The sequence below is a fragment of the Rheinheimera gaetbuli genome (genome assembly GCF_054781935.1).
In genome coordinates, this window is sequence record NZ_BAAGTL010000001.1 from 646,460 (window position 1) to 664,668 (window position 18,209).

An 18,209-nucleotide genomic window follows, 5' to 3' on the forward strand; every position below is an offset into this window, starting at 1 on the left:
TGGCTGGGTAAAGTGTGGTTTAGCGTTAGGGCAGTATGTCGGCCAATATCTTAGCGCGCTGCCGAGCGGCACTCTTTAATACGTGTTTTCCAGTCGAACCATGACAGGTAGGCATACTGCCCGCCCAGATAGATCACCAAACGGCCATCAGTGCTAACCCTTAGCCCTGCAGCACCGTCTGCACCGCGGCCATCAGGTAACGTTGAACTGCCTACGACTGTCTGAGCAAAGGGCGAATTTTGGCTGGTAACGCTGAAGCTACCGTCAGCATTAAAATAGGCCGGGTACGCTTTAACACGGTTTTGCTCTGAATTAGCACCACAGATGCTGTCGCCGGTGTAGGTATGCACCACATACCAGTTGTTGCTGCTGTCTTGCACTAGCTGTGCATTTTGCCCCAGACTTTTGCCGCAGCCGGTGTTTTGCGGAGACTGGTATTGATTAACCACAGTAAACGCATTGATATTCAGCTCGCCCTCGTACAGGCTGCCGTATTGGAACAAGTCTGCGGTAAGGGCCCGGTAAGCCGTGCCGGTGGCGGCATTCATATTATGTAAAATTAACCAGTTGTATTCCCCCTGCTGTGCCAGCCACACATCGGTGATCTGGTTTAACTGATTTTGCTCCAGCGCCGCCATTTCAATGGCATCGCCATTTTTACTAAATTGGTGAATACGCACTTTGCGCTCATTTTCAGAGGCAACAAACAAATAGCCGGTATCACGCTGACCCGGCGCAGGCAACCAGGCAATGCCCGACGGGTGTTGTTCGGTAATAAACTGCTTATGCAACATCGGCATAGTACGGTCGCGGCCAATAAGATCGCTACCGCTGCGAAAATCTGCCGCAGCAACAGAAAAAGCCATAATCTGGCCGTAGTCAGTGTTGCCCATCTCTGAATGGCTAATAAATGCCAGCGCTGACCCATCGCGCCATCTGTGGCTTAGCGTAAAAGATTGATGATGATCACTTATTTCAAAGGCGTGATCGCTTTCAGTGTCGACTGTGAAGTCCTGGCACTGTTGCGACAACGTTTGCAAGGCTTCAGTAATAGTGCTGTTTAGTTTTGGTTGCACGTAGGCATCTAATGTTGCCAATACCTCTGAGCTGCTTATCAGCGCCATGGTAAAGGCCAACCTGGTGAGTATCGCTTTCATTGTGTGTCCTTGTGGTTGCAGGTTTAAAAAACGTTGCATGCCCGGATGACAAGGCGAATGCACTAACAGGACAAACCGCGCTGCGCATTTTTTCGCATAGCGGCAAGGTTTCATGAAAACTTCACAATCAGCCGACAGAATCGGCGGCTGTTACGCAGCAAGCTTGCTAGCCAGAGTGACAGACCAACTAAATAAACCAACTGAATGAAAAGTTGGAAAATTTCTTACAACCAATTGTCTTGATGACAGAACCAGGTTTGGACAACAGCAGATGCAAGCACCCTTAAAAACTGACAGCCTCAGGCTGTCTGGCCTAACCGCAGAACATCAGGCAAAAACAGATAAATTACAGGCTAACCGGACGCTAAGCCGGCTTTACCAACAGCATGCCGATAGCATTGTTGGCTATTTGCAGCGCAATTATGGCTTTGGCCCCCCCGAGCCGGAAGATGTGGTGCAAGAAGTGTTTGCCAAATTTGGTGAGTACCAACAGCTGCACTATATCGACAACCCTAAAGCCTATCTTTACAAAATGGCGGTCAATTTAACCCTAAATGCCATTAAACGGGTAAAGCGGATGCATAACGTGATGCAAGAGCACATGTCCGATGAGGAAGAGCTGCTAACTGATGCTGATCCGGAAAGCATTACCGCCCGGCAAAACCAGGTAGAAGCCTTAGGTAATGCCATGAGTCAGCTGTCTGACAAACAGCGGGAAATTTTGATCCGCAGCCGTCTGAAAGGCGAAACCTACGCGCAAATCTCTAAAGCACTTGGCTGGAGCCAGGCTGACATTTGCCGCCAGCTCTATGCTGCATTGTCCATACTGCAGCAAACCCGATAAGAAGCGATAACACCTATGCAAACGACTTCAGAACAACAGCAAACAGCGTCAGAACAAGCATTGATCTGGCTGGTAAAAATACAGTCCGGACAATTCAGCCAGCAGGAGCATACAGCGCTAAAACAATGGATCAACCAGTGCGCTGAGCATCAGCAGGCCTTTACGCAAGCGGCACACTTGTGGCAAGACCTTGGTTTTACTGACGAACTGATATTTTCAGCGCAAATGAATACCGCACCGCCGCCACGCTTTGCCGGCCTGAAGCGTTACTGGCACAAACTGCTGGCGGCCTGCCAGCACCTTGTACCACGGCTAACACCGGTTGTCCGCCGACCTCTGCTGGCAACATTAACCTTGGCCTGTGTTGGCATTGGCAGCTATTTGCTGTTGCCACAGCAAGCAGTGCCCAGCTTGTATAAGTCTGGCTATGCGGCTAACCAGCAAATAACGCTGTCTGATGGCTCGGTTATTACCTTAAGTGGCAGCTCTGCGGTGTCAGTATTGCTAAGCAAAACACAGCGAAACATCGAACTGTTAGCCGGAGTGGCACATTTTCAGGTTGCCAAAGATGCCAGCCGGCCTTTTACCGTGTCAGTGCAAGAGCTGCAAGTGCGCGCCATAGGCACTGCCTTTGAAGTGCGTAAGGACAGCCGCATTCGGGTGTCTGTGGATGAAGGTCAGGTGGCGCTAAGCGCCGGCCCGGCAACAGAACGCCAGACCGCCTCTTTGCTGCAAGGGCAGCGGCTGGAGTATTCCCATCAGGCGGGCTTTACTGCGGTACAGCCTTATGATGCCAGCCAAGGCTTATTGTGGCGCTCTGGCCGATTGCACTATCAAAATACGCCGTTGTCCGACGTACTGGCCGACGTAAACCGCTATCGTCAGCGGCCTATTACCCTTGGTAGCAGCAACCTTGCCAAGCTAAGCATTACCGCATCTTTTAGTATTGATGAATCCGATGCGTTAATTGAGGGCTTACAGGTAACGCACCAGTTAAGAGCCAGGCAAGCCGCTGATCGGGTGCTGCTACTGGAATAAGTGCCGCCGGCGTCAGCCGTTATGATATGTATTGAGGAAAAATTTCTGTAACAATTCAGGCTTAAGCTTCACCGCTATATTGTCACGCAAGCGGATCGGGCACAAAGTTGACCAAGTATCGCATGTTCATAGGCTTGGTACTGTGGGCCATGGCTGGCAAGCCTGACATGGCATTGGCCCAGCAGAAAAACTATGCGATAAACATAGCCCCTGCGCCTCTGCCTGAAGCGTTGCAACAACTGGCCAGCCAAACAGGCTACGGCCTGCTGGCCCGCGCCGACATATTGCCCGATAGCATGACAACCACAGTGCAAGGCCAGATGCCGTTGGCGCTGGCATTAGCGCAGTTACTGGCAAACAGCGGTTTGCAGGGCGTGTTGCAAGGCAATATGATTTTGCTGCTCAAAGCGCCAGCACTAAAGGCAGCTACGGCGCCGGCTGCAGCGCCGCCTAAACCCGGCAGCGAAGCCCCCACCATCGAGCACATGATCGTACGGGGCTATCGAGACAGCCTAAGCGCTACGCAACTTAACAAACGTAGCCATAGCCACATAGTTGACACCTTGTTTGCCGAAGATATGGCCAATTTTCCGCAGCTTAATCTGGGCGATGCGTTGCAGCGTTTGCCTGGTATGGTGGCCGAGCGAGACAACGGCGAAACACGCCAGCTTGGCCTGCGCGGGCTGGGCCCGAATTTTGTCCGGGTGCAAATTAACGGTATAGAATCACTGGCCACGATGAATTCGGTATTCGATCACCGCGGCTCTGCCGAGCGGACCCGCAATTTTGATTTTAATGTGTTTGATGCCGCCCTGTTTAACCAAATTGATGTGGAAAAAACCTATGTCGTCAGCCAGGATGAAGGCGGTATCGCTGGCACCATTAACCTGCGGACCCCCAAACCGTTTGATTTTCAACAACCACAGGCAAAAGCCAGTATTAAAGCTGGCTACAATGACTTATCGGGCCGGTATTCGCCGCGGTTCTCTGCGTTACTTTCTGACAATACTGCCCAGTTGGGCGCCTTGTTGTCGGTGGCATACAGTGAAAACACCACCTACGAAACCGGTTACCGTGACTGGGGATGGCGTGCTTTTTCTGCGTCTGACGCCGATGTTAGCGCCACGCAAGCCAACCTTATCGCGCCCACTGCAATATCGGCCACTTTTGCCAGCCGGGCACAACAGCGGCTGGGGCTTAATAGCGTATTGCAATGGCGCCCCTCTAACCGGCTTGAGCTGACACTGAATAACCTGTACGCCAGATTAAACAGCGATGACAATGAATACAACCTGGCCAATTTAAACAGCCGGCAGCTCAGCGCCATGGCAACAGACCAATACAATACCCTACAGTTCGCCCGTTTTGCCCAGACCGACATTCGCAGTGAAGCCAAGCTGTCGGCGGTAGCAACCGAATTTTTAAACAACTCGCTGGATTTGCATTACCAGCCCAGTACAACTGCGGCATACCGGCTGTCGGCGAGTGTTAGCCAATCTGACTTTAACAGCCCGCTACATGACAAAATTTTTCTGCAGGCACCGGCTCAGCCGTTCAGTTTTGATTACCGCCCGGGTCGGCGCATACCGCAAAAATACTATGATATTGATCTTACAGCCGGGCAAAACTGGCAACTGCACCGTGCCGATGTGCGCGAAGATAAGGTACTAAACCGCTTTGCAATTTTCGCTGTTAGTAGCGAGCATGCCCTGCACGCCGGCAGCGAGCTGCAGTTTGGCGCTCAGCTAAAGGAGTTTCGCTCAAGCGGTTTTGAACGCCGTGACGATGTGCGCGAACTTAACCACTTGCAACTGCCGCTGCATTTGGCAACAGTGGCGATGCCGCTACAACAACCCTTTGCCGTGGCAGACGTAAACCAAAGCTTTGCCAGCTTGCTGACACAGCAGCTTAGCGGCCGTATTTCCGGCCAGCCATTTAGCCGCGAGCTTGGTGCAGCAGCAAACCGGCCCGGCACCGCTTTTACCTTAACTGAGCACATCTTTGCTTTATACGGCCAGTACAATTTTGCCTGGCATAACTGGCGTGGCAACGTTGGCCTGCGTTGGCTAAACACGGACGTAAACAGCCATGGCGAATCGATAGCGGCAGAGCCGGGCCAGGCTAATGAGACAGCACAAATAGCCGTATCGCACCAATATACCAACTGGCTGCCGGCGCTAAACCTTGCCGTTGATGTTAACGACAGCCTTATTCTGCGTTTTGCCGCCAGCCGCAATTTGTCGCGGCCCAGCGTTAGCGATCTGCGAGCTACCGCAGACGTTAGCATTGCAGACAACAGAGTTGAACTGGGCAACCCGGCGTTGCGGCCTTTTGTGGCAAGCGCCCTCTACCTGGGGCTAGAGTACTACTTTGGCCGGGTAAATTTTGCCGCTGTATCGGCCTATGTCAAAGATCTGGATGCCTACATTGTCAGCGAAACCAGGCTGGTGGATTTTGCTGAGCTGGCACTGCCCGGGCGCTTGCTTACTAAAGACCGCGAAGGACAATTATTTGCGCTGTCCAGGCCGGTAAACGGCCGCGGAGGCAAGATATATGGTGTGGAATTGTCAGCCCGCTATGAGTTGTCATCTGGCTTGGGCATGTTGGCAAACTACACCTACTCGCACGGCAACAGCCAATATTCCATCAATGCACAGCCAGTAAAAGGCCCCTTACTGAACTTGTCTAAACATACGGCACAGCTGACCTTATATTACGAAAATGCCGTTGGCGGTGTCCGGGTTTCAACCAGCTTTCGTGATCGTTATTTTACCGGCGTTGACAACATTAACGGTTTTCTGGGCTTGCACAGTATGCAGTTTTTCGACGCAGCCCTTTATTTCCAGCTGACACCACAATTCAAGCTCAGCCTGGATGCGCTAAACCTGAGCAATGAGCCTATTGATATGTTTGCCAACGCGACAGCAGATCGCCCGCTGGTTTACACCCGTTCTGGCCGCAGCTGGCAGCTGGGCCTGCATGCGCAATTTTAAGCGCAGTGCTGCAAAGTTAACCGCGAATATGAAACTTTTAAGAACATTGGCCAGATCCTGAAAAGTTGTCCTGTGTGCTTTGTCTTGTGATTGCTTTATCCATCATGCGCCAAACGGCGTGACTAAGAGCAAAAACTAACACTGATAGGGACACAATTAATGAAAGCCAGTCGTAACATGCATAACGTTGCCTTGGGCATCGCCACGGCCCTGGGCCTGAGTAGTGTAAGCGTGCCAGTGGTGGCAACCACCGTGGCCGCCACGGACGATGCAGCCATAGAACATATTGCCGTTAAGGGCTACCGCTCCAGCCTGCAAAAAAGCGCGGCACTTAAGCAGCAAGCTGACAATGTCACAGAGACCATTCTGGCAGAAGACATTGCCAGCTTTCCTGATCTTAACCTGGCCGAATCCTTACAGCGTATTTCTGGCGTAACCATATCACGCGACTCCGGCGAAGGCCGGCAAATTTCATTGCGCGGCTTAGGCCCCAATTTCACCCGAACCCGGGTAAATGGTGTAGAAGCACTGTTTACCACCGACTCAGGCATCGACCAGCGCGGCAGCGCTTCCCGCACCCGGGATTTCGATTTCAGTGTCTTTGCATCCGAGCTGTTTAATCGGATTGAGGTGCATAAATCCTATGACGCCAGCCTGGATGAAGGCGGCTTAGGCGGAACGGTAGACTTGCATACCGCGCGGCCGTTTGACTACGACGGCCAAAAAGGCGTGTTATCGGTTAAGGCTGTGCACAACGATATGAACCACAGCAGCAGCCCGCGGTTTGCCGGTTTATTGTCAAATACCTGGGGCGATGTCGGGGCCTTAGTGTCAGTAGCCTATTCTAAGGCTGAAACTATCGAGCGGGGCTACCATGTCTGGTCATGGCAGCAAGCCAACTTTGGTGCGGCCAATGTGGCCGCTACTGTAGATGCAGCCGTAGCACAGCGTTTAATTAATGCCCGAGGGGCCGACCGGGTGTTCGTGCCGCGGGCTAACAATATTGCTGCCTGGCATAATGAGCGGGAAAGGCTGGGTATTACCACCTCGTTGCAGTGGCAACCGTCCGCCACAACACGTTGGTCACTGGATGCGCTGTTTGGCAAACTATCGAACGACCGTAAAGAAAACCAGATCTCCACCGCCGGCACCAATGCCTTTACCGGTAATGTTACCGCCGGCCAGCTGCTGGTTGACGCCGCCATTGTTGGCGATAACCTGATGTACGCCGCCTTTGAAAACTTAGACTTGCGTACTGAATCTAAAGTCAGCTTCGGCGAAACACAGTTCTATCAGCTGACTTTAGCCGGTGACTTTATGCTCAGCGATGCCTTATCCGCCAAAGTCTTGCTGGCCAGCTCAGACTCTGATTTTACCCAGCCGGTGCATGACAAAATTTTTGCCGAGTCACGCGGCCATGCCTTTTCGGTTGATTGGCGCAACGCACCACATGGCCAGAACAGCTACAGCTTCGATATTGCCGATGCCGACCAATGGACGCTAATGCGCTCAGACGTGCGGGAAGATGCTATGGACAACAGCTTTCGTACTGCCCAGACCGACTGGCGTTATGAGTTTGACTCGGGCGAGTCTGTGGATTTTGGTGCCCAATACAAACATTATCAATCGGGCGGCTTTGAACGCCGTAACCGGGTAGACTGGAGCAACAATCCGGCGGCACCTGCAGCGGTGTTTCAGTTAAACCCTATGCCGATGCTGCGCCCGTACGCAGTAGCAAACAATACTGCCACCTTTAGCTTACTGGAAGCCACCGGCCTGATTTCACGCAGCCTGGATGCGCGCTTTAACCAACCCGGCACGGTGTATGAGCTAACAGAAGACACCACAGCGCTATATGGCAAATACAACTTTAACCGCGATATCAATGGCATGACCCTACGCGGCAATGTTGGCGCACGTTGGTACCAGACAGAGCAAACCTCTGGTGGTGAGGTCAATACCGGCAATAGCCTTGAGTACACTGAATTTAATAAAAAGTATGCTGATTTCCTGCCAAGCCTGAATATGACGCTGGATATCAGTAATGAATGGATAGCGCGCTTTGGTGCTAACCGCAACATTTCCCGCCCGGCCTTAAACCAGTTGCGCGCCGCCGGCCAGGTTGGGGTAGCCGACACCCGGATTGCCGCCGGCAACCCAAACCTCGAGCGCTTCGTTGCCGACTCCGTTGACGTATCGTTAGAATATTACGCTACCGATCTGCGCTTTGCTGCCGGGTTATTCCACAAAAACATGGACTCTTTTATCGTTGGCCAATCGGTTACCATGCCCTATGCACAAACCGGTTACCCGCTGGAGTTTTTGGCATTTGACCCACGCGTAAATGCGCAAACCGAATTTACCGTAAATCAGCCGGTTAATGGTGACGGCGCCACGGTACAAGGCATAGAACTGGCCTTACAAGCCGACCTGACCTTTTTGCCCGGCCACTGGCGTAATTTAGGCTTTGCCGCCAACCTGACACTGGCAGACGGCGAAACCACACTATTTAACGAAGGCCAGGCATTTAAGGTCACCCCACCGGGATTGTCTGAACAGGCCTACAACATTACGCTGTATTACGAAACAGACAGCTGGGGGCTGCGTTTATCTCAAGCCTACCGCGGTGATTTTATTACCGGTGAAGGTGAAAGCCAAAACATAGTAGAAGGTTACGACGACAGCCGTTTTCTCGACTTTAAAGCCTTTTACAATTGGTCTGACGCCGTACAATTGACCTTTGAAGGCAACAACCTGACCGATGAGCGCATTCGGCAGTTCCAGGATAACCGCACTCAGTCGTACACGAAAAGTGGCCGTAATTTCATTCTGGGCCTGATGTACAAATTCTAACTTAGCCCGCCACCCAACCGCCAAACTGGTGGTTGGGTGTTTTGAGGTTAGGCAGGTAAAAAACGCTAAATCTGTGGCATTTAACTGCGGTTGCTCACATTTCTGGCCACAAAAGCTGTTTAAAAAAATGACACCGTTTCTTACGTTAATTAGCGTTAATTAGGGACGCACCCGAATTAACACGCGCTTTCATCGGACCGTTAATTAGGGACGCACCCGAATTAACACGCGCTTTCATCGGACAAGGTGTTAAAAACAAAAAACCGCCGAAGTGGCGGTTGTTTGTTTTGGTGCACCCGCCGGATTACTCGGGCTATCCTGCCCTCGCCCTAACGGGCCAGCAAAGCTGTTCAAAAACGTTCCAGACGTTTTTGTCGAACACGCGCTCTAATCGGACAGAGTGCCAAAAACACAAAAACCACCCTAAAGGTGGTTTTGATGTTTTTTGGTGCACCCGCCGCGATTCGAACGCGGGACCTTCGCCTCCGGAGGGCGACGCTCTATCCAGCTGAGCTACGGGTGCGCAATCTGCTATTTGGCAGAAGCTGCGCATTATAGACAGCCTTGCTCTGTGTGTCTATTGCCCGACAGTGCGTTTTTTCAGCACTCAGTTCTAAATCACTTATTTACAAGCCTTGCCGCTAACAGCTAGAGTGGTAACTCATTCAGTTTTGGCGCTGTATATTAGTATGGATACTAAGTTAATTCCCCTCTGGCAATGGATACTGCTGTTGGTGTTACTGGCTGGCGTGGTGTATGCCACCGAAACACTGATACAACACGAGCGGCAAATGGCACGGGGCCAGCAATTACGCCATGAAATTGCCAGTGCCGGCCAGTTACGGGCGCTGTTGGAATCTGAATTAAATATTCCGCTATACCTGACTATTGGCCTTACCGCGCATGTACAGGCCCGCAATGGTGATATATCCCCCGCTGAGATGCACTTATTGTTGCCTGAGCTGGCACATCAGGCGCGGCATATCCGCAATATTGGTGTGGCGCCGGCTAACACCCTGCGTTATATCTATCCGCTACAGGGTAATGAGCAAGCACTGGGTCTGCATTATCCGGATTTACCACAGCAATGGCCCGATATAGCCGCCATTATTGAGCAACGCGAAGCAAGGCTGGTGGGGCCGGTACAGCTTATTCAGGGCGGCACGGCTTTTATTTACCGCGTGCCGGTGTATATGAATGCTACTGATTACTGGGGCATTATCAGCACTGTAGTAAATATTGACTCGGTATGGGCTCTGCTGCAACGGCAAACAACCGAGCAAGAGGTGCAGGTAGCTATTCGCAGCATATCACCGCAAGGCATTAGCAGCAGAGCGTTTTATGGCGATGACCGGCTGTTTTATGATGATAGCATGCAACTGGATATCAGCTTGCGCGGCGCACTGTGGCAAATGGCGTTGCGTGCCACCGGCACCCCTGCCGATCATGCCGGGTTGCTGCGAGCCATAAGTTACAGCGGCACCTTTATATTACTGGCATTATTGCTATGGTTATTTATCTCGCACCAGTCGTTGCGCCGCAGCGCCGCAGCGCAACAGCGCGCCAAATTGTATTTGCGCGGCATTATGGACAACGTGGCAGATGCCATCATTACCACTGATTTATATGGCATTATTGAGCAGGCCAATATGTCTTGTTCGCCAATGTTCGGCTACACACCCACCAGCCTTCCTGGACATCATTGGTCAACTTTGCTGGCCGAGCCACAGCTGCTGGACGAGCTATACAGCGCAACATCAGATGCGCAACATGCATACGTTACCAATGGCCGCCGCCGTGATGACAGCCAGTTTCCACTGGCGGTAAGCCGCAGCCGCCTGCAATTGCAGCAACACACCAAACAGCTGTTGGTGCTGCGTGATATTTCTGCTCACCAGCATGCCGAGCAATTAAAACAACAGTTTATCTCTGCGGTAAGCCATGAACTGCGCACCCCGGTTGCCGCTATTTCTGGCGCGTTAAGTTTGCTGATGTCTGGCGCTGGCGGCAATCTAAGCTCATCACAGCTACGCATGCTGCAATTAGCCAAAAGTAACTGCCAGCAATTACTTAACCTGCAAGATTCGCTACTGGATGTCGAAAAAACGGCCAGCGGCACCCTGTTGCTGCAAATGCAACCACTAGAGCTTTATCCGCTGTTACAACACTGTATTAAGCAGTGCCATTTATTGCACCCTGCATTACAACTGCAGCTTAACTGCGATGTTGCAGACCAGCAGCTAAGCGTAACTGCCGATGCTGACCGTTTGCAAAAAATTGTCAGCTATCTGTTACAAAATGCTGCGCGTTATAGTGGCGAAAATGGCCGGGTGCAACTTAGCCTGAGCCGCTATGGCCAGCAAGCCAGAATAATGGTGCAGGACAATGGCAACGGTGTGGCAGAACACCGGGTGCCGCAGCTGTTTAACCGCTTTAGCCAGGCCGACAAAACCGATGGTGCTTTGCACAGCGGCACGGGTTTGGGCCTTGCCGTTAGCCGCAGTGTAATAAACCAAATGCAAGGCAGTATTGGTTATAAACCGGCCCCACAACAGGGCAGCTGTTTTTACATAGACCTACCTATTACAGAGACAATCGCAGGCTAACTGTTGCCCTGAGCGTGCTTTTGTCTTAATTTGTTGGCCACTGGCTGCAAAGCCGATGACTCTGCGCAGTATTTTGGCATACTCGAAGCAGCCTGCGCCTTGGCGCAATCACTATAATTAAGCCTGACATCTTCCCGGGAGAAAATAATGCGTAAAACACTTATTGCCACCACCGTTGGCGCAGCACTGGCGCTGGCCGCCTGCGGCGACAATACCGCCCCCAGCCAGACTGCAAACCAGCAACCTGCTGCCGAGGTTAGCACCAGTATAGAGGCTACTACCACCAATCCGTTAATGAGCAAAAGCATGCTGCAATACGAAGCCCCTAATTTTGCCGAAATAAAAGACGAGCATTTCCTGCCTGCATTTGAAGAAGGCATAAAGCAGCACATGACTGAAGTGCTGGCAATTGCCAATAACCCGGAGCCAGCCACCTTTGATAATACGCTGGTAGCTCTGGAAAAAAGCGGCGAGTTGTTAACCCGCACCTCGCGCATCTTTTACAACCTGGTAGGCACCGACTCTAACCCACAGCGACGCGCCATGCAGTCTGAGCTGGCACCAAAAATGGCGGCACACTCAGACAACATTAACTTAAACCCGCAATTATTTGCCCGTATTAAAAGCCTGTATAACCAGCGCAATGAATTAAAACTGGATGCTGAAGCAACACGCTTAATTGAAGTGTATTACGAGCGCTTTGTGCGTGCCGGTGCTGAGCTGACTGAAGAGCAGAAAACCGCCATCCGCGCCCTGAATGAAGAACATTCAACCTTAACTAACACGTTCTCGCAGAACCTGCTGGCCGAAACCAAAAACATTGCTGTTATTGTTGAGACTAAAGCAGAGCTGGACGGGTTGTCAGACTCGCAAATTACCGCAGCGGCTAATGCAGCTAAAGACGCCGGCCATGAAGGCAAATACCTGCTGAGCATTACCAACACCACCCGCCAGCCAATTTTAACGCAACTGAATAACCGCGAGCTACGCCAGCGCGTGTGGCAAGCCTCCGCTAACCGCGCCCAAAGCGGTGACACTGACAACCGGCCACTGGTTGCCCGCCTGGCGCAGTTACGTGCCGAGCGCGCTAAACTGCTGGGCTATGACAACTGGGCCAGTTATGGCTTAGAAGCGCAAATGGCAAAAACACCACAAGCAGTATTTGATATGTTAGGCAGTATGGTGCCGGCAGTGGTGGCTAACACCAATAAAGAAGCCGCCGCCATTCAGGAAATGATCAAACAAAAAGGCGGTGATTTTGAGCTCCAACCCTGGGACTGGGAATACTATGCAGAGTTTGTCCGCCAGGCTAAATTTGATCTGGACGAGAACGACGTTAAACAATACTTCGAGTTTAACCGCGTATTAAAAGATGGTGTGTTTTACACCATGAACCGCTTATACGGCGTAACCTTTACACCGCGGCCGGATTTACCAACTTACCACCCGGACGTTGAAGCTTACGAGCTGTTTGATGCCGACGGCAGCAGCCTGGCCATTTTCTATGCCGACTACTTTGCCCGTGACGGCAAGCGTGGCGGTGCCTGGATGAGTTCTTTTGTTGGTCAATCACACCTGAAAGGCCAAAAGCCGGTTGTGGTTAACGTAATGAACATTCCTAAGGCGCCAGACGGCCAACCAACACTGGTAAGCTACGACCACGTAACCACGATATTCCACGAGCTGGGCCATGGCTTACACGGCATGTTCTCCAACGTGAAATACCCAACCCTGGCCGGTACCTCAGTATCACGTGACTTTGTTGAGTTTCCGTCTACGTTTGAAGAAGATTGGGCAGCCCACCCGGACGTGATCGCTAACTATGCCAAGCATTACAAAACCGGCGAGCCTATTCCCGCTGAGCTGTTGCAAAAAGTGATGAATTCACGCAGCTTTAACCAGGGCTTTGACACGCTGGAATATATGTCGGCAGCATTGCTGGACATGGAATGGCACTCTCTGTCTGCCGATGAGCCACTGCAAGACGTTAATGCCTTTGAAGCGGCAGCACTGAAAAAACACGGCGTAGATTTAGCGGCAGTACCGCCACGCTATAAGTCTACTTTCTTCTCTCACTCTATGGGCGGCGGTTATTCAGCGGGTTACTATGCCTATATGTGGAGTGAAATTTTAGCTGCCGACGCTTTTGCTTATGTACAAAGCCAGGGTGGTTTAACGTTAGAAAACGGCCAAAACTACCGTAAAAACATTTTGTCTGTCGGTAACTCGCGCCTACCAATGGAGTCTTATAAAGCCTTCCGTGGCCAGGAGCCAACTACAGACGCCTTGTTAATCCGCCGCGGCCTGAAAACCAAAGTAGAATAAGCAAGCCAGACAAACCGGCTGACACAGAATTAGCCGGTTCATGTTTGCAAAACAAAAAAAGCCCCGCGGTGTTCTGGCGGGGCTTTTATTGCGTAAAGCTATAGCGCTGCTTTAGTTACCGGCGACCTGCATCTGGCTTATCAGCACAGAGCCGGTAAGCACACCGCCGCGGCGGTCTACATCATTGCCCACGGCAACCATCTGCATAAACATATCTTTTAAATTGCCGGCGATGGTAATCTCGGCCACCGGGAACTGAATTTCCCCATGTTCAACCCAAAAGCCGGCTGCGCCGCGCGAGTAATCACCAGTAACCGTATTCACCCCCTGCCCCATCAACTCGGTGACCAACAGGCCCTTGCCCATGGTGCGGCATAACTGCAATAAGTCTTCATTACCATGGCTTACCAGCCAGTTATGAATGCCACCGGCGTGGCCGGTACTGGCCATACCCAGCTTACGCGCCGAATAGCTGGTTGTCAGGTAAGTGCTTAACACCCCCTGCTGTATTACCGCTAAATCACGGGTTTTTACACCTTCGCCGTCAAACGGGCTGGATGCCAGGCCCTGCAGAATATGCGGTTGCTCCAGCACACTGATACCGGGTGCCATAATTTGCTGGCCCACTTTGTCCAGTAAAAAGCTTGATTTACGGTAAATGCTGCCGCCGCTAATGGCCGAAACCAAATGGCCAAACAAGCTACTGGCAATATCGGCGCGAAAAATCACCGGGACTTTTTGCGTTGGAATTTGCCGGGCGTTTAAGCGCGCTATGGTTTCCAGTGCCGCTTCGCGGCCAATTTGCTTTGGGTCCAGCAATTTATTGTACTGCCGCGCTACGGTAAAACTGTAGTCGCGCTGCATATCATCGCCATCTTCACCTATAACCACACAGCTAAAACTGTGGCGTGAACTGGGATGGCCCACTAACTGGCCATGGCTATTGCCGTATACCTTAAGGCCGGTATGTGTAGAAAACGACGCCCCCTCTGAATTAGTAATACGGCTGTCGGTGGCAAACGCCGCCTCTTCAGAGCTGGCACACAGCGCAATAGCTTCATCGGTGCCAATAGTGTCGGGGTAATACAAATCCAGATCCGGTGGCGACATCTCCAGCCAGGCGGCTTCGGCAATGCCGGTATGCGGGTCTTCTGAGGTATAGCGGGCAATATCTGCTGCCGCTTCTACCGTGCGGCGCAATGCCTGCGGGCTTAAATCAGCTGTCGAGGCCGAGCCTTTACGCTGGCCAAAATACAAACTGATCCCCAGGCCACCGTCCTGATTAAACTCTACCGTTTCTACCTCGCCGTGGCGGGTTTCGACACTCAAGCCTTTGGTGCGGCTCATCGACGCTTCGGCGCTGCTAGCACCTAATTGTTTGGCATGCGCCAGTACTTCGGCTACCGCCTGTTTTACTTCATCAATTTCCTGCCAGATGCTGGGTTGGGTTACTTGCATAGTGTTCTGTCTACCTGAAAAAATTGCTGTCAGCTTATCATAGTCTGTGCACGCTGGCTGCTGTTGCCGCGTCAGATCATGTATACTTAGCGCCATTATAGTGATGAGTGAAACTAAGATGACCGATTTTATCAACGGCGATACCTGGGACGAAGAAGAAGGCAAGAGTAAATCACAGGTAAAGCGTGAAATGCATGACCTGCAAAAACTGGGCGAAGAGCTGATAGCCCTAAGCGCCGCCTCGCGTGCCAGGGTACCGCTGGACGACGAATTAAAAGACGCGCTGCAACTGGCCGACAAACTCAGCAATAAGCGCGAAGCGCTGCGCCGCCATATTCAGTTTATTGGCCGCTTAATGCGCACCCGCGATTTAGAGCCAATAGAGCAGGCCTTATCGTTGCTGCGCAACACCAACCAGGCCGCTACCCGGCAGTTTCATAAAGTAGAAACCTGGCGCGACAAACTGCTGGCCGATAACGACGCCGTAACCGGTTTTATTGCCGAGTACCCGGATGTTGACGTACAGCAACTGCGCCAGCTTATTCGCAATGCGAAAAAAGAGCAGGAAAAACAACAACCGCCCAAAGCCTACCGCGAGTTGTTTCAGTTAATTAAACCGCTGATTATTACTGAGTAGCCCACAACCGTTAAAAATAGGGGCGCCGAGTTGCGCCCCTGAATCATCGCAAACACTGTTTTAGTTCGGCACTACGCGCATAATGCCGCCTTTCCACAAGCCGAGGTACAGCACATTACGCCCTTGCTCCTGTACCAGCAGCATACTGCGCACACCGCCGAAAAACGACGCCGGCGCCGGGTACTGATATTGCTGCCAGGCCGCACCGCCATTGTCAGACCATTCGATAATCAGCGGTTGTGGCTCGTCGAAGTTTTTGTTCCAGCCGGCGGTAAACAGCCGCTGCGGGTTGGCCGGGTCGATGGCGACATCAAAGTAAAAACGGTAGTTTTTATCACCCAGCAAAGTGCGCCAGCTTTCGCCGTTATCGCTACTGTGTACCACCCCTCCCTCGCCGCTAACATAGACACTGTTTGGGTTATCCGGGGCAAAACGCACCGCATAAATGGACGATGGCGCCGGCATTAAATTAGTATGCAGCCTGCCACTACCGTCTTTAACTACAACCTGCTGCAACACCGGATTTTCAATGGCACCCTGGCCGCCAAACCAGATTTCGTTGTTGGCGCGGTTGTATGCCAGTGCCGACTTGGCCTGGCCAAAGCCCTGCCAGGTACCATATAACAATTGCCAACTAATACCCATATCAGTCGAATACGCCAGTGCTTCGGTGCCGGTGGCATATAAACGCTGAGCGTTATTGTCATACAGCAAAGCGAAGATAGCTTCAGTTTCGCCGTGTAAACCAAACTGATGCTTTACCTCTACCCAGTCGGCACCGGCGTTATAGGTTTCAAATAGCAGGTGCTGGCGAAAGCCTTGCTCATCTTGTAAAAAGGTGGCGGCGATAAAGTGCTGCTCGCTAATGGCCACCATGTCTTCCAGATCAAACCCCTGCAAACCGGCACTTTGCCAGTTGCCATCACCGTTACTAAGATAGAGGCCGTCGGTGCTAACGGCAAACAACACGCCGTGCTGCTGATATAAGCGGGTGGCGGTTATACCCGTTAAGCCCTGATGCTGAAAATTAAATGCCGCCGGCGGCGGTGTCGGCGTAGGTGCTGGCACGGCAGCCGGTTGCCGGTCAGAGCCACAGCCAAACAATAAGGTGAAACAACAAACCACAACACAGCGCCACATAGCCTTACCCCAGTTATTTTTTAAACACAATAACCTTAGCGACAACTTTGTCAACAGTCTGTAATTAGATGTAACTTTAACAAATAAAAAAGGGCGCAAAATGCGCCCCTAAATGTATATCGCAGGTTTTAACACACCTTGTGTAACCAGCCGTGTTTATCTGCGGCGTTACCCCATTGAATATCGTTCAATGCCTGACGCAGTGCATTGGTAGTGCTACCGCCCTGGCCAGTGCCAACCTGATATTCTTTGCCGGCATGAATAAGCGTACCTACCGGGGTTAATACCGCTGCGGTGCCGGATAAGGCCGCTTCTGCGCCTGGCTTGGCCGCACGCTCTAACAGTTCATCTACCGTTAGCTCGCGCTCTGATACTGTCATGCCGCGATCGCGCGCCAGTGTCAGGATAGAATCACGGGTAACACCGTGTAAAAAGCTGCTGTCCAGCGCTTTGGTGATAATCTCGTTACCGTCGATCAGTAAAAAGTTTGCTGCACCGGTTTCCTGTACGTCGCCATTGGGGCAAAACAGCACCTGGTCAGCCTGCACTGCCGCGCGGGCTTTCATAATAGGTTGTAATGCACTGGCGTAGTTACCGCCGCTTTTTACCATGCCCATATGCGACGCACAGCGGGCATTGTCTTCCAGTAGTAAACGCAGTGGCTTAGCGCCGCCAGAAAAATAATCACCTACCGGTGACAGCAGTACATACAGTAACGACTCCAGGCTAGGGGCCGCGGCTTTGCCGATAGAGGCCTCAGTACCGATATGGGTTGGCCGGATATACATTGAACCTGGCGGGTTTGGCACATCAGCAGCAAAGCGGCGCACAATGTCAGTAATCATCTGGCTTAACGTAGCGCCGTCGATGTTCGGTAACGACAATAAGTCACTGCTTTGCGCCAGCCGGGCGACGTTTTTATCCATACGGAAAATATGAATACTGCCATCGGCATGGCGAAACGCCTTTAAACCTTCAAAGCAGGTGCTGGAGTAATGCAGCACGTGCGCGCCCGGGTGCAGGCTAATGCTGTCGGTGGCGACGATCTCTGGAGTGCTCCAGCTGTTGTTGTTAAAACGCGAGATAATCATCTCGGGGGTAAATACGGTGCCAAATGCTGCCATTTTGCGTTATGTCCCTGTGATTTGTTCTGTTTAC

The 18,209-nt window shown here is 51.9% G+C and carries 11 protein-coding genes and 1 tRNA gene; 7 read left to right on the top strand and 5 right to left on the bottom strand.

The genetic code is table 11. The features are described 5' to 3' along the window. Positions 1 to 50 precede the first annotated feature (50 nt). Positions 51 to 1,157: a hypothetical protein gene (locus ACYVIC_RS03045; RefSeq protein WP_460857156.1), complete on the bottom strand. Its 1,107-nt coding sequence runs from the start codon at positions 1,155 to 1,157 to the stop codon at positions 51 to 53. Between the two features lie 271 nt (positions 1,158 to 1,428). On the opposite strand from ACYVIC_RS03045, the gene ACYVIC_RS03050 reads away from it, so the two are divergent. The 4 genes from ACYVIC_RS03050 (at position 1,429) to ACYVIC_RS03065 (ending at position 8,885) form a co-directional block, all read left to right on the top strand. Next, a complete protein-coding gene (locus tag ACYVIC_RS03050) occupies positions 1,429 to 2,001 on the top strand; it encodes an RNA polymerase sigma factor (RefSeq protein WP_460857157.1) in 573 nt (190 codons plus the stop codon). 15 nt (positions 2,002 to 2,016) lie between these two features. After that, positions 2,017 to 3,039, top strand: a complete 1,023-nt coding sequence (locus ACYVIC_RS03055; RefSeq protein WP_460857159.1) for a FecR family protein — start codon at positions 2,017 to 2,019, stop codon at positions 3,037 to 3,039. Positions 3,040 to 3,146: 107 nt separating this feature from the next. Next, positions 3,147 to 6,032 (top strand): TonB-dependent receptor, encoded by a 2,886-nt coding sequence (locus tag ACYVIC_RS03060; protein ID WP_460857161.1) that lies wholly within the window; start codon positions 3,147 to 3,149, stop codon positions 6,030 to 6,032. Positions 6,033 to 6,191: 159 nt separating this feature from the next. Beyond that, positions 6,192 to 8,885: a TonB-dependent receptor gene (locus ACYVIC_RS03065; protein WP_460857162.1), complete on the top strand. Its 2,694-nt coding sequence runs from the start codon at positions 6,192 to 6,194 to the stop codon at positions 8,883 to 8,885. A gap of 446 nt (positions 8,886 to 9,331) precedes the next feature. On the opposite strand, the gene ACYVIC_RS03070 is transcribed toward ACYVIC_RS03065, so the two are convergent. Further along, positions 9,332 to 9,408 (bottom strand) — tRNA-Arg (locus ACYVIC_RS03070). 166 nt (positions 9,409 to 9,574) lie between these two features. On the opposite strand from ACYVIC_RS03070, the gene ACYVIC_RS03075 reads away from it, so the two are divergent. Then, a complete protein-coding gene (locus tag ACYVIC_RS03075) occupies positions 9,575 to 11,491 on the top strand; it encodes an ATP-binding protein (RefSeq protein WP_460857164.1) in 1,917 nt (638 codons plus the stop codon). A 147-nt stretch (positions 11,492 to 11,638) separates the two neighbouring features. Next, positions 11,639 to 13,816, top strand: coding sequence for a M3 family metallopeptidase (locus ACYVIC_RS03080; protein WP_460857166.1), 2,178 nt, complete (start codon positions 11,639 to 11,641; stop codon positions 13,814 to 13,816). A 111-nt stretch (positions 13,817 to 13,927) separates the two neighbouring features. On the opposite strand, the gene pmbA is transcribed toward ACYVIC_RS03080, so the two are convergent. Beyond that, positions 13,928 to 15,274, bottom strand: coding sequence for a metalloprotease PmbA (gene pmbA, locus ACYVIC_RS03085; RefSeq protein WP_460857167.1), 1,347 nt, complete (start codon positions 15,272 to 15,274; stop codon positions 13,928 to 13,930). A gap of 118 nt (positions 15,275 to 15,392) precedes the next feature. Here pmbA and yjgA point away from each other — a divergent pair, with 118 nt between their 5' ends. Beyond that, on the top strand, positions 15,393 to 15,911 hold the full coding sequence (yjgA, locus tag ACYVIC_RS03090; protein WP_460857169.1) for a ribosome biogenesis factor YjgA: 519 nt from the start codon (positions 15,393 to 15,395) through the stop codon (positions 15,909 to 15,911). 60 nt (positions 15,912 to 15,971) lie between these two features. Here the strand turns inward: yjgA and ACYVIC_RS03095 are convergent, their stop codons facing one another. Together ACYVIC_RS03095 and ACYVIC_RS03100 are read right to left on the bottom strand one after the other, a co-directional pair. Then, entirely contained in the window at positions 15,972 to 17,051 is a 1,080-nt protein-coding gene (locus ACYVIC_RS03095; protein ID WP_460857170.1) for a sialidase family protein, read from the bottom strand. Positions 17,052 to 17,179: 128 nt separating this feature from the next. Next, positions 17,180 to 18,175 (bottom strand): branched-chain amino acid aminotransferase, encoded by a 996-nt coding sequence (locus ACYVIC_RS03100; protein ID WP_460857172.1) that lies wholly within the window; start codon positions 18,173 to 18,175, stop codon positions 17,180 to 17,182. Positions 18,176 to 18,209: the final 34 nt, after the last annotated feature.